Annotated in this window: 9 protein-coding genes; 1 reads left to right on the top strand and 8 read right to left on the bottom strand. The window is 63.2% G+C overall.

Annotated elements, in window-relative coordinates; translation table 11 throughout:
- Window positions 1–89: 89 nt before the first annotated feature.
- From J0X25_RS24875 to uvrB, 4 genes are all read right to left on the bottom strand, one after another.
- Entirely contained in the window at window positions 90–626 is a 537-nt protein-coding gene (locus J0X25_RS24875) for a hypothetical protein (RefSeq protein WP_207290233.1), read from the bottom strand.
- Window positions 627–760: 134 nt separating this feature from the next.
- A complete protein-coding gene (locus J0X25_RS24870) occupies window positions 761–1381 on the bottom strand; it encodes a hypothetical protein (protein ID WP_226776997.1) in 621 nt (206 codons plus the stop codon).
- 4 nt (window positions 1382–1385) lie between these two features.
- Window positions 1386–5024 carry a vWA domain-containing protein gene (locus J0X25_RS24865; RefSeq protein ID WP_226776996.1) on the bottom strand — a complete coding sequence of 1213 codons (3639 nt, stop codon included), beginning with the start codon at window positions 5022–5024 and terminating at the stop codon, window positions 1386–1388.
- A 304-nt stretch (window positions 5025–5328) separates the two neighbouring features.
- On the bottom strand, window positions 5329–7395 hold the full coding sequence (uvrB, locus tag J0X25_RS24860) for an excinuclease ABC subunit UvrB (protein WP_207290229.1): 2067 nt from the start codon (window positions 7393–7395) through the stop codon (window positions 5329–5331).
- A gap of 477 nt (window positions 7396–7872) precedes the next feature.
- On the opposite strand from uvrB, the gene J0X25_RS24855 reads away from it, so the two are divergent.
- Window positions 7873–8139: a DUF7553 family protein gene (locus tag J0X25_RS24855; RefSeq protein ID WP_207290227.1), complete on the top strand. Its 267-nt coding sequence runs from the start codon at window positions 7873–7875 to the stop codon at window positions 8137–8139.
- Window positions 8140–8236: 97 nt separating this feature from the next.
- Here the strand turns inward: J0X25_RS24855 and J0X25_RS24850 are convergent, their stop codons facing one another.
- The 4 genes from J0X25_RS24850 to J0X25_RS24835 all read right to left on the bottom strand — a co-directional run bounded on the left by J0X25_RS24850 (window position 8237) and on the right by J0X25_RS24835 (window position 12277).
- The gene (locus J0X25_RS24850; protein WP_207290226.1) at window positions 8237–9388 is read right to left on the bottom strand and encodes a saccharopine dehydrogenase family protein; all 1152 of its coding nucleotides are present in this window, start codon (window positions 9386–9388) and stop codon (window positions 8237–8239) included.
- 107 nt (window positions 9389–9495) lie between these two features.
- On the bottom strand, window positions 9496–10626 hold the full coding sequence (locus J0X25_RS24845; protein WP_207290225.1) for an ORC1-type DNA replication protein: 1131 nt from the start codon (window positions 10624–10626) through the stop codon (window positions 9496–9498).
- A gap of 115 nt (window positions 10627–10741) precedes the next feature.
- Complete coding sequence (locus J0X25_RS24840; protein WP_207290224.1) at window positions 10742–10909, bottom strand: DUF1059 domain-containing protein; 168 nt, start codon at window positions 10907–10909, stop codon at window positions 10742–10744.
- A 165-nt stretch (window positions 10910–11074) separates the two neighbouring features.
- Window positions 11075–12277: an MFS transporter gene (locus J0X25_RS24835; protein WP_207290223.1), complete on the bottom strand. Its 1203-nt coding sequence runs from the start codon at window positions 12275–12277 to the stop codon at window positions 11075–11077.
- Window positions 12278–12538: the final 261 nt, after the last annotated feature.

The raw sequence follows: 12538 nt of genomic DNA, 5'->3' as shown, positions 1-12538 counted from the left end.
TCTTCAGGAACGCCGACTCTATCTTCGCCTTTAGCGTTCACACGGACCGGCATCTCGATCACCCCGGTCGTTTCTGGTATGCACGTCTTCTACGAGGCTCGATCGGTGTTGCTTCTGAACTCTTCAGCCCTGGCGATTTCTTCCCGAATTTGCTCCATCACGTCCCGAGTCCGCAGGTTCGGATTCATCCCGATAACTGTATCGTGAAAGTCTCGAGCAGTTTCTACGACTTCCTCGATCCACGCTTCTTTTAATACAGGTCGGGAGGTGTCAATATCGAGGCGGTCGTCCGGGTTTCGAGCACCCATCAAGGTCGAACTTTTCGCCACGTTGACCGCTTCGTCGTCCCACGGTTCGACTACCATCCAGGATGGTCCGAATTCGAACTCGATTATGTAGCGCTCGTCAGAGAGTACCGCATCCACTGAGTCGAGTAGGTTGAGGACGATTCCGCATGCGAATCCCGTCACGCCGCCGTCGGAACTCCCCCATATGTACGTCTCGCCGACCGCTATCGAGACCTCGATCCATCCGTCCGGATTTTGCTTCTCGGAAACTCTCTGCCGGTACTCCGAGTCGTAGTGGAATGTGATCGTCGCGGTCGCCGAAGGTGAGGTTCCGGTCATGCTGTGTCGACAAACCCTCCTTCTCCGTCGTTCAGTTCCGGCACCCACCGCTTGACTGCTGGGCCACTAAGTGGATATGCCGTTTCTACTTCACCGTTGGGAAACACCACTGATACAACTATCAGAGGATCGACCTACGGGGGCCACGCCCCGGACTGACTTACGTTCTCGAGTAGTGATGGGTACGATTCCTGCTTCTTTTCGACCCACTTTGTAAGCGTCAAATCGTTGTCGAAGTCGTCGATTGGACCGGGGTCCTTATCGGCCGCTTTCGCTACTTCTCGATAAACGGCCATCGTATAGCAATGCTCCTGTTCACTGTACCCCGTATCGGGGTCGTCTGCTGCCTCGTATACTTCGATTGCTTCCTCGTATGCCGCTGCAGGATCGCCGACGTTTCCAATACATCGGAAATCACCGATATACTCGTACCAGACGCCTCGTCGCGCTCTGTCGTAAGCGTTGTCTGGTGGGTCCATACGAAACACTCGATCGATCAGATCCTCGGCGATCAGGATCCCCTGCCGACAGCGGTTCCGACAGCGATCCAAACGATGGGCGAGACGATAACAGATCGCTGCTCTCAGGAGATTTGCTTCTCCACCGCTAATTCGAGTCCCGTACGTTCCCGGGAGACCTTCGCTAAACCGATCGTATGCGACGAGCGAATAATACTCACCGGCTTCGAGATACTCGCCGTTTCGTCGATGGTCAATTGCCTGCTCCCAATACGACTGACTCGTGTCTTCAGTCATCGATTCAACACTCTACCCCGTTTTCCGGGTCGTGAATGATCTCGTAGTCGTCACCATGCGTATCTCTGATTTCGTCCATTGCAGTATCGATAGTTTTGAACGCGTTATCCGGCCCGTTTCCTGTGAGTGCTGTCCTTAGAACCTGATACGCATCGGAGACGAGTTTCGTGGAGAGCATCACGACCCTGTTCGTACCTAACTTCAGAATATAGTAGCGTTTATGTCCTGCGTCGACGATCCGGGTCGGATTCTCGAGTATTTCGATAAGGGTACTCACCTCATCGATCGGTTTCCCGTCGCGAAGTGAGTGCTCGGGATTGTCGTGCTGATTGATGTCAATCGTTGCACCGCAATCGTCGTTGTACGCCGGTGTATGACTCGCTGCCATCACCGTGCCGCCGATAATCGAGAGAATCACCTTCTCGTCCGAACCGATCTGACCGCCGATGATATACCGAATTTCGCCGTTTTCGTAGATGACCTCGTCTTGGGTCAGGATCGCATACCCGAGCGCCGTCTGAGTGAGCGACGTCGTCTCCTGGATGTACTCCCAGCCGTATCCGCGCACGTGGTCGGTGTAGTAGGACTGCTCGTGGATCTCACCGGTAGGCAGCGCGATCTCAGTTCCGTCGTTCGTTTCCCACGTCCGCTCCGTGCTCTGATGGATATCGTCTACGGGAACTTCTTCGACCTGAGACGACGATCCGAAGTACCCCTGTTCGCTCGCGATCAGTATCGTGCCGCTTCCGACCAGTGTCAGGATACCCACGACCGCGCTCGCCGGTGCGGTCGGTCCGTCGACGGGCATCGAGACCGTTCCGCCGGCGACGACCCCTGCTTTCGCTAGTTCCGCTCCGTTAGCGTCCACCTCGACCAGGAATGAAACCTCGTTGTCGTATTCGTCAGTCACGTTGACGTAGTACTTCTCCGGGCTGGTACCCCAATGGGTGTCGAACTCGATCGAGTAGTCGTCGTCGTCCCGTACCATACCGAGGTTCTTGTAGACCCACTTCTCGATATCGCCGAGTTCGTCGTCGAGGTCGTACGTTGTCGCTTGGCTCGAATCCCACGTCGAGTCGGCGGGCCACGGTGGATCGTAGTACGGGTTCCCTTCGACCGATTCGATTGCCGACTTATCGTCCACCGCGACCAGAACCCCCTCGGTGAAGTCCGCCGAAGAGAGACGAACCTCCGGCGGCGAACTGTCCTCGGTCGGGTACGGATCGATCGGATCGATGAAACCGTCGCTGGACGTGTCCATCCTGAGCGGGTTCGTTCCCCAGAGCCTGCGTTCCTCGTAATCGGTGAGCGTATCCCCATCGGTATCAGCCTTCGACGGACGCGCGTGGTATTCGTCGACCGTCGCTCTGAGTTTCCATTCGCCGTCGTCCTGATAGACTGTGTAGTCGGTATCGACTTGCTCGTTGTCGGGCAGTCCGTCACCGCTGGTGTCGCGCACGTCCGGGTTGATGGACAGCGGCATGTCGACGATCCCACCGCCCCGCGGATCGGGGACGTATAGGTTCGCGTCGGCGACAGCGTCCGGAATGCCGTCGTCACTGGTGTCCTTGAGTATCGGTTCGGACTCATTCTCGGCGACCCGTTCGAACGTCTCTGGGAGGTCCTTCTCGTCCGCGACGTGATAGTAATCGCCGCCCGTACTGTCGGCGATGCTCCGCAATTCGTCTTCGTCGATGCTGTTCCCGAGTCCGACGGTGCTGATCTGGATCCCGCGGTCGGCGGCGTCTTCAGCGACGCGTCGCGGATACGACCCGTAGTTCGACTTTCCATCCGATAACAGGAGCATCACCTGCGACCGGTTCTCCATCCCGTTCGCCTCGAGGTGCTGAAGCCCTGTTCGAAGTCCCGCTTCCGTGTGTGTACCGCCGCCAGCGGACAGTGACTCGATGCTCGCGTTCAGGGAGTCGTGATCGCGCGTCAGTTCCTGAAGCAGGTTCGCGTTCGAATCGTATCCGACGAGTCCGGCTCGGTCGCCGTCGAGCAGCGCGTCGACAAAGCGCTTCGCGGCCAGTCGAGAGTAGTAGATCGGCGAGCCACTCATCGAACCGCTTTCGTCCATCACGAACACGAAGTCCGTCTGCTGGGGATCTCCCGCCCCGTCGTCCCCGCCGCCTGTGACGAGGTGTTCGTCCTTGAGTGTGAGGATATCGCAACCGGGTGAGGTATAGCAGAGACCGCGGTTATCAGGCTCGTTCGAGTCCGAGAGGAAGATTGAGAAGTACGAGAACGATTCGACCTCAGCGATTGCAACGCCCTCGTCGGCGTCGATCGTCGTCTCGACCGGCCGCCACGTTTCATTGTCGTGGGGATCCCACTTGACTACCGTGAGGTTCTCGTCGTTCGGATCGATTCCCGCGTCGAGAGGAATTCTCACGGTCGCCCGATCGATCGGCCGCCGGTTCTCGATGTGAACGACCGGGCCAGCGCGATACTCTGGGTCGGTGTCGGGCGTTCGATTCGTGACTGAAATATCGCCCTCATGGAGTCCGTCACCGCCGACGTCAACGGTCGCACCGGACTCCGGGTCCGAGACTGATACCTCGCGATACTCGTCCGGATCGGGTCGTGGCCGAGCAACTTCGTCTTCGTCAACGCTGAGCGTGAGCGTTCCCTCGACGGTCCGGTCCGGGTCGCGCGTCGATGCCGCCGACACGGTGACTGTTCGGTCATCGAGCGTGGAATCGAGTTCGATCAGTGTGACTCCGCTTGCCGTGCCGCCCGCGAGGGGAGACGCCGACAGATTGACGCTCCTTGATTCGCCGCCGTCGATCGTCACGTCGGCTTCATCGTATGCGTACGGACGAACGTCGGTGATCTGTATCCGCGCCGCGACATGCACGCTTCCGTTTCGTTCGATCGCTCGTCCCTGCGTGAGCGATAGGTCGGGCCCCGTGTTCGCCTCGACAGTCGTTATCGCCTTCGCCGCCTGTTTCCACGCCTTCCGGTACTGGGTCGTCGCGTCTGCACCGGCGGCGTCGTCGCCGCGCTCGATCGCGTCCCCGGCGTTTCCGAGAGCGCTCTCGGCCTTCTGTCGTTGCCCGCGGTTATTGAATTCGCCCTCGTACTCGGCGACCAGTTCGTACGCTTCGCGCGTCGCGAGGCGCGCGCTCAGATTGCTCGCCCGAGCCAATTCGTCGTTCGCGCGTTCGATCTCGTCGGCGCTCTCCCCCTCGGTTTTCGCGGCCAATCGGTCGAGGTCCCGCTGGGCGTCCCGAACGTGATCGAACGCGGCCGGCGAGTCGGCGAATATCCGATGGCGGTATGCGGCGGCGGACCTGTTTATCGATTCGATAGCGTCGTCCCGAATCCCTACGGTGGATTCGTCTGCGACGTCGAGACGCTCGAGTCGATCCCGCGCGTCGAGGAGAAGTTCGACGGTAGAGTTGGCGTCAAGGTCGGGAACCGTGACGTTCGCACTGTCACCGCGGTCGTGCCTTGGCGGCCCGCCGCTGTTCGATTTTCCCGGAGGTCCGTTCGCGTTCGCCTGATCCGGAACCGACGCGAACTGGTCTTCGGACGATGCTGCGCTCGGTCCACTCGCGAGTGCGGGCGTGACAATCAGTGTCGTCGCCACGAGCACTGCGAAGAATAATGCAATCCATTTTCCCCCTGAAACTTCCATAGAATATCATTACATTATTATATTATAATAGTTTCTATTGGATGGTAAATCGGAGAATCCGGATGGTATAACTCGTGACACGATATCTGTACGACAGTTCGAAACGGGAAATACGACCAGGACCGTCGACTGTAGACTGTACTGCGATCGATCTAATTTCTCGTGGACTAAACCCGGAACGAACGTCTGGTACTGTGACTCGTTCGTGACGCGATCTAACTCCTCAGTCTGTCGTGATCTCGCGTCCCCGTCGTCGGTCGGATCGTAATCGCTGCGAACGACCGGTGGCCGCTGCCGTCCGCTCTCAGAACTCCTCGGTCGGCGGCGCGATCCCCTCGTCCTCGCCACTGCCCCCGAGTTCGAACTCCTCGCGCACTTCGCGGATGCGGTCGCGGATATCGGCCGCTAACTCGAACTCGAGGTTGCTCGCGGCCTCCTCCATGCGGTCCTCGAGTTCGGCGATGTAGCGTTCGGCCTCCTCTTCGTCTTCGATCTCGCGGCCCGAGACCTTTGTGGTCTCGGTCTTGCTGCCGGGCAGGTTGGTCTCGCCGACCTCCTTCTCGATCGTGGTGGGTTCGAAACCGTGCTCCTCGTTGTACGCTTGCTGGATCTCGCGGCGCCGCTGGGTCTCCTCGATGGCCGATTCCATCGCGTTCGAGGGGTCGTCGGCGTAGAGGACGACCTTTCCGTTGACGTTTCGGGCGGCCCGTCCCATCGTCTGGACGAGCGTCGTTTCGCTCCGGAGGAATCCCTCCTGGTCAGCGTCTAAGATCGCCACCAGCGAGACCTCGGGGATGTCCAGCCCCTCCCGCAGGAGGTTGATGCCGACGAGGACGTCGATCTCTCCCAGTCGCAGCGAGCGGATGATCTCGTGGCGCTCGAGGGTGTCCGTCTCGTCGTGCATGTAGGCCACGTCGACGCCTGCCTCCTCGAGGTACTCGGTCAGGTCCTCGGCCATCCGCTTGGTGAGGGTGGTGACGAGGGTGCGCTCGTCGCGCTCGATGCGCTCGTCGATGCGGTCCATCAGGTCGTCGATCTGTCCGCTGGCCGGCGAGACCTCGATCTCGGGGTCGACGAGGTGGGTGGGACGAACGATCTGCTCGACGATCTGCTCGCTCTCCTCGCGCTCGTAGTCGCCGGGCGTCGCCGAGACGTACAGCGTCTGGTTGGTCTTCTCCTGGAACTCCTCGAACGTGAGGGGCCGGTTGTCGTACGCTGTGGGCAGTCGGAACCCGTTCTCGACCAGCGAGTCCTTCCGGGACTTGTCGCCGGCGTACTGCCCGCGGACCTGCGGGAGGGTGACGTGGGACTCGTCGACCACGGTCAGGAAGTCGTCCGGGAAGTAGTCCAGCAGCGTGTAGGGGGCCTCGCCGGACTCCCGATCCGAGAGGTAGACCGAGTAGTTCTCGATGCCCGAACAGTAGCCCGTCTCCTGCATCATCTCGAGGTCGAAACTCGTCCGCTCTTCGATGCGCTGGGCGGCGATCATGTCCCCCTTGCGCTCGAAGTAGGAGATGCGACTGTCGAGGTCCTCGCGGATCTCGTCCATCGCGTCCTCGAGCGTGGTCTCGGGAATCGAGTAGTGCTCCGCGGGGTGGACGAGCACGGCCTGCTGGTCGCCCTGGGTCTTGCCCTCGAGGGGGTCGACCTTGACCATGCGGTCGATCTCGTCGCCCCACAGCTCCACGCGGACGGCGTAGCGGCCGTACATCGGGTAGATCTCGACGGTGTCGCCCCGGACGCGGAAGGTGCCCTGCGTGAAGTCGACGTCGTTGCGCTCGTAGTTCAGATCGACCAGCCGCTTGAGGAGTTCGTCGCGACCGACCTCCTCGCCGACCTCGAGTCGCAGGGACATGTCGACGTAGTTTCGCGGGTCACCGAGGCCGTAGATGGCGGAGACGCTCGCGACCACGATGACGTCTTCCCGCGTGAGCAGCGAGCGCGTCGCGGAGTGGCGCAGGCGGTCGATCTCGTCGTTGATCGAGGCGTCCTTGTCGATGTAGGTGTCGCTCTGCTCGACGTAGGCTTCGGGCTGGTAGTAGTCGTAGTAGGAGACGAAGTACTCGACGGCGTTCTCCGGAAAGAGGTTCCGGAACTCCTCGTACAACTGCGCCGCCAGCGTCTTGTTGTGGGCGATCACCAGCGTCGGCTTCTGGACCTCCTCGATCACCCACGAGACGGTGTTGGTCTTCCCGGAGCCGGTCACCCCGAGCAGGGTCTGCCTGTCCATGCCCTGTTGGAACCCCTCGGCTAACTGCGCGATCGCTTCGGGCTGATCGCCCGCGGGCTCGAAGGGGGCGTCGACCGCGAACGGCCGATCGACGTCGGGACGATCCGGCTGGAGGGGACCGCGAGAATCGGAATCGCTCATTAGCGGGATCAGGGCCTCGAGCTACTTTACGCGCTCGCATTGGGTGGAGTCGCGTTTGCGTGTGAGATCGGAATTGTAGTGATGGTCACTACCACTACGAAAGCCCCTGCTGCTATCGAGTCGGGCGACTTGCTGCGCTCCTCAGCCTTCGGCTTGCGGTGCTTACGTCGTCGGCCTTCCTCGATAGCAGCAGCCCCTTTCATTCCCACCCATACCGGCTGGCCGATCATGCCACCGCGGGTGGGAATGAAAGGGGCTGCCGTTGTCGATCCCTCCCGGACGATGTAAGCACGCGACCAAAGGGAGCGCGCGCAACGAGGCCCGGAGTGGTCGACAACGGCAGGGGCTTTCGTGGTGGTCTCGACCCGTTCAGCGTCGGGAACGTAATCACGAAACGGCATCCTCATCCCATTCGAATAGACGAACGTAGACAATGCCCGCCCAACCGTTATGGGTGGCCTCGCCCTGGATCCGATCATGACAGAGCAACTCCAGCAGGCCCGCGACGACCTCGAGGAAGCGGCGAAGTCGGCCGACGACGACGTCCGCGGCGACATTCGCGAGACGACCGACGCGTTCGCCGACTACGTGATGAGCGACAGCGCACCCGATCACGCGATTCTGGACGAGCGGCTCAACACCCTCCGGCAGGTCCGCGAGCAAGCCGACGGCAACACGCGAGACAAGGTCGAGGAGGCGATCGAGGAAGTCGAGGACTACCGCGAACAGGTCGATCAGGCCTGAAGCGGTCGCTATTTTCGCCGCCGATCGCACTCCATCGCTCACTCGAGGATTCGGGGTGGTTCGTGTCGATGGCGTTCGGTGTACGTCTCGAGCGACCTCACTGGAGCAGCGGGTTCACCGGTGACGCACCCTCCGGCGTCTCCTCGTCGAAGAAGCCTTCCACGCCCTCGAGTTCGAAGACCAATTCCGGTCCGAACGCGCCGGCGGGCGTCTGGAACCCGGCGTCGGCGTCGTCCGCGAGCACTCGCTCGGCGACCGTCACCGCGCCGTCGACGGTGACGACGTACGGATCGGGCGTTACCAGCCGGGAGACGACGCGCTCGCCGCCCTTACCGTCTGCACCGTCCGCGCCGCCTTCGCCGTCTCGGTCGGCTTCCTCGTCTCCGCGTTCGACGCGCGCCTCGCCCCAGACGTACGCCGACCCTCGTTCGCGCGCCCGCTCGGAGGGGCCGTCGCGGACGCCGACCAGCTGTTTCAGCGTCCAGCGCACCGGTTTCGACTCGAACAGCGGCGAGAGGTAGCGATGCGACCGTAGCGCGAGGCGAGCGGGCTGGGGCATCACCGCGTACATCTCGACGTTCGGGATTCCGGTCGTGTAGTGGGCCGTCGAGATATCGCCCATCGGCATCGTCACTGCCGGCCGCTGGCCGCGGCCGAAATCGATCTCGCGCGTCTTCCACCCCGTGGGTGCGCTCTCGAGGTCGCCGTCGCGGCGGACGGCATCCTCGGTGTCGGCCCCCTCGAGCACCGTCCGGAGCGTCCCGATCGAGGGCACGCGGAACGAGTCGACGCCGAGCGCGAGGTGTGTCGCGTCCGGCAATCGCTCGGCGAGGTGGGCGGCCAGACAGTCCATCGGAATCGTCGAGAGGGCGGCCGCCGGTAGCAGCGTGACGCCGACGCCGGTCGCCTCGCCGTCGCGGTCGTGGATCGCCTCGATGACCGGAATCTCGCCGGTGATGTCGACGTAGTCCGTCTCGCTTCGCAGACAGCCCTCGACGAGCGCTTCGGCGGTGTTCGAGAACGGTCCCGCGCAGTTGAGGACGCAGTCGACGTCCTCGAGGGCCGTCGCGACGGTTACGGGGTCCCCGAGCGAGAAGCGTCGGCCCGGCTGGCCCAGTTCGTCGACCTGTTCGCGGACCCGTTCGCGGTCGCGGCCGGCGAGGATCGGGTCCAACCCGCGGTCGATCGCCTCCTCGGCGATCAGGTTCCCGACGAAGCCGTACGAGCCGTAGACGAGCAGCGAGGGCATACCGCGAGTACGACGCATCGGTGGTTAAGGCCGCGGCCAGCATTGCGCTCGTCCGTCGTGCTGCGAGAAATAGTCCGCGTAATCTCGCCGCGTCTCGTCGATCGCCCTTACTCGAGTCGATCGAGCACCGCGTCCTTCTCGTAGGACAGCGTCAGCGACCGCGAGCGTCCGCGGCCGTCGACCTCGGCGTAGTCGGCGTCGATCAGCCCCAACTGGTCGAGTTTGTTGACGATCTCGGAGTAGCGCGTGTAGCCGAGGTCGGTCTGTTCGTGGAAGGCGTCGTAGACGTCGCCGGCCTGTTCACCGTCGTTGTGGGCGATCACCTCGAGTAGCGCCTGCTCGGTGTCGGTCAGCCCCGACAGCGAGCGCGAGAGGTTGATGTACTTGGACTTCTCGTAGGCGTCTTCGACGTCCTCCATCTCGACGGTGCGGCTGGCGCGCATCTCGGCGTTCAGCCCGGCCCGGCGCAGCAGGTCGATCCCGACCCGGAGGTCGCCGCTGTCGGCCGTGAGTTCGGCGACGTGCTCGAGGGTCTCCCGGGAGATGACGCCGTCGTGGAAGCCCCGCTGGACGCGTTCGTCGAGGATGTCGACGATCTCGGGCTGATCGTAGACGGGGAAGTAGACGTCTTCGGGCCGGAAGACGCTCTGGACCCGCGAGTCGAGTTCGTCGATGACGTTCAGGGCGGGATCGGAGGAGACGACGACGACGCCGATCTTGGCGCCGGGGTACTCCTCGTGGGCTCGCAACAGCGAGTACAGCGTGTCCGAAGCCTCATTTTCGTAGAAGAGGTAGTTGACGTCGTCCAGCGCGACGACGAGGACGCGGTCCTCCTCGACGAGTTTCTCGGCGATCTGGCCGAACAGCTTCTTGAACGAGATCCCCGAGGAGGGCGGTTCGTAGTCGAACGTCCCCTCGAACAGCCGCGAGAACACCGAGTAGCGCGTCGCGTTGACCTGACAGTTGACGCGGATCGTGCGGACGTCGCTGGTCTGGGCGCCCACCTCGTCGAACAGTTTCTGAATGGCCGTGGTCTTCCCGGTGCCGGGCGGTCCGCGGACCACGACGTTCAGCGGTCGCGACCCGCGCACCGCCGGCCGAAGCGCGTACGTCAGGCTCTGGGTCTGGCCCTCGCGGTGCTTGAACGTCTCGGGGACGTAGTCGATTTCGAAGACGTGCTCGTTCCTGAACACGGATTCGTCCCACGACAACATCCCCTCGTCGGGGTCGTCCACCATCACTTTCACCACGCTGTCGGAGCTACTTAGTTCTTCGCAGCGACCGCCACCGTTCGGCCTCGTCCGGACGATCTTCGACCGATTCGACGCCGCTCGGTCCCCCGAGTGGCCGCCGTCAGGCCAGTTCGATGCGGTCCGTCTCGCGTTCGATATCGGCGACTGCGATCCGGCCGTTGTGGGTCATCCGCACGTGCGCTCGCACCAGTCGTTCCACCTCGTCGGAACTGCTCGAGCGAACCATGAACTGACAGTTGCCTTTCGAACACGAGAATTGATAGGGCATACCACACCATCGCGCGAGGACGCCGGTAGACGTTTCACTTGCATAGTGCGGGTCGCGACCTCGTCGGAGGGTCGGATTCCGGACCGCGGATTCGAACGACCAGCACCGCCCAACGGCCGCGATCGACCGTCGATTACCGGTCGGTGAGTAGCGACCGTCCGTCGATCAGCGGTCGGTGAGCACCGCGCCGACGAGCCCCGCCGTGAGGACGGCGAGGGCGCCGCCCGTCGCGAACAACACCGAATAGGAACTCGCGGAGAGGAGCAGGCCGAACGCGATCGGCGACAGCGAGATGGCGCCGGTCTTGCCGACCTCGAGGACGCTGACGACGCGGCCGCGGACGTCCGGGGCCGCGGTCGCGGTGACGACGTCGTTGGCGATCGGATCGAACAGGCCGTCGCCGACGCTGGCGATCCCGAGGATGGCGACGACGAGCCACGGCTCGAGCGTCAAGAGCAGCGCCGCGGTGCCGACCCCGAACAGGACGAGGCTCCCGACGAGGAGGGGCGGTCGGCCGAACCGGGCGGCGAGGCGGCCCGCCGAGGGCGCGACGACCAGTCGGCCGAGTCCCAGCACGGCGACGGTGACGCCGCCGAGCAGTTCGCTGGCGCCGAGGACGGTGACCGCGTACAGCGGCATGAACGTGAAGAGCGCGTACCGAACGAGAAAGAGGACGACGACGCCGACGATGACGACCCGCGCCTCGACGGAGAGGGCGTCGCGGACCTCGCGGCCCATCTCGAGGAACCGCGACGGCGAAGGGAGGATCGATCTCGATAGTCCACCGTCCGTCGCCGGCGCTGCTTGCGGTTCCGGGAGCCACCGGTAACAGACCCCGAACGCGACGAACGACAGGGCGTAGATGCCGAAGGGGAGTCGCCAGGAGACGTCGACCAGCGCGCCGGACAGGAGCGGGGAGACGACGCCGACCAGCCCGGTGACGCTCGTCAGAAATCCCTGCGCCGTCGTCGCGACCCGCCCCTCGTAGAGGTCGCCGATCAGCGTGATCGACATCGGCAGCAGGCCGGGAAACGCACACCCTTGAATCGCCCGCAGCAGGAGAATCGCGCCGAAGGCGTCGACGAAACCGATGAGGACGCCCGCGAGGCCGAAGACGACCAACGACGTGAGAAACACCGCGCGCCGGCCCACCACGTCCGCCAGCGAGCCGACGATCGGAATCGCGACGACCGCGGTGAGGAAGAACGACGTCATCACCAGCCCGACCCGCGCCTCCGTCAGTTCGAAGGCCGCGGCCATCCCGGGCAGCGCCGGCGAGACCAGCGTGCTCGCGAAGACGCCCATCCCGGCGAGCCCGAGGACGGCGTACAGCTTCGGATCGCCGGTGAGATCCGCGCTACGGCTCATACGGGGTCGCGGCCGCCACGCTCGAGATGCCGTCGCTCGTCGGCCGGAACGGATGCGGCGCTCCACATGACGCTTGCCCACGTGACGCCTGCCCACGTGACGCTTGCCCACGTGACGCTTGCCCACGTGACGCTTGCCCACGTGACGCTTGCGACACTCGCGACGTTCGCGCCGCTCGGTGACGCGTTCGGCGTCGACGGAGCCGTCGATCTTCGAACGCGTTCACGCGCATCTCCGTCCGATCGAACGACACACGCCACT

Origin of the sequence: Haloterrigena alkaliphila (assembly GCF_017352155.2) — an archaeon.
Lineage (GTDB): Archaea > Halobacteriota > Halobacteria > Halobacteriales > Natrialbaceae > Haloterrigena > Haloterrigena alkaliphila.
The sequence above is the reverse complement of the archived record's forward strand: the minus strand, read 5'-3'. Positions and strand labels throughout refer to the sequence as shown.

Bases quoted from the DNA above. Each gene is read 5' to 3' on its own strand.
- J0X25_RS24875 (WP_207290233.1), bottom strand. From the start codon at position 626: ATGACCGGAACCTCACCTTCGGCGACCGCGACGATCACATTCCACTAC.
- J0X25_RS24870 (WP_226776997.1), bottom strand. From the start codon at position 1,381: ATGACTGAAGACACGAGTCAGTCGTATTGGGAGCAGGCAATTGACCAT.
- J0X25_RS24865 (WP_226776996.1), bottom strand. From the start codon at position 5,024: ATGGAAGTTTCAGGGGGAAAATGGATTGCATTATTCTTCGCAGTGCTC.
- uvrB (WP_207290229.1), bottom strand. From the start codon at position 7,395: ATGAGCGATTCCGATTCTCGCGGTCCCCTCCAGCCGGATCGTCCCGAC.
- J0X25_RS24855 (WP_207290227.1), top strand. From the start codon at position 7,873: ATGACAGAGCAACTCCAGCAGGCCCGCGACGACCTCGAGGAAGCGGCG.
- J0X25_RS24850 (WP_207290226.1), bottom strand. From the start codon at position 9,388: ATGCCCTCGCTGCTCGTCTACGGCTCGTACGGCTTCGTCGGGAACCTG.
- J0X25_RS24845 (WP_207290225.1), bottom strand. From the start codon at position 10,626: ATGGTGGACGACCCCGACGAGGGGATGTTGTCGTGGGACGAATCCGTG.
- J0X25_RS24840 (WP_207290224.1), bottom strand. From the start codon at position 10,909: ATGCCCTATCAATTCTCGTGTTCGAAAGGCAACTGTCAGTTCATGGTT.
- J0X25_RS24835 (WP_207290223.1), bottom strand. From the start codon at position 12,277: ATGAGCCGTAGCGCGGATCTCACCGGCGATCCGAAGCTGTACGCCGTC.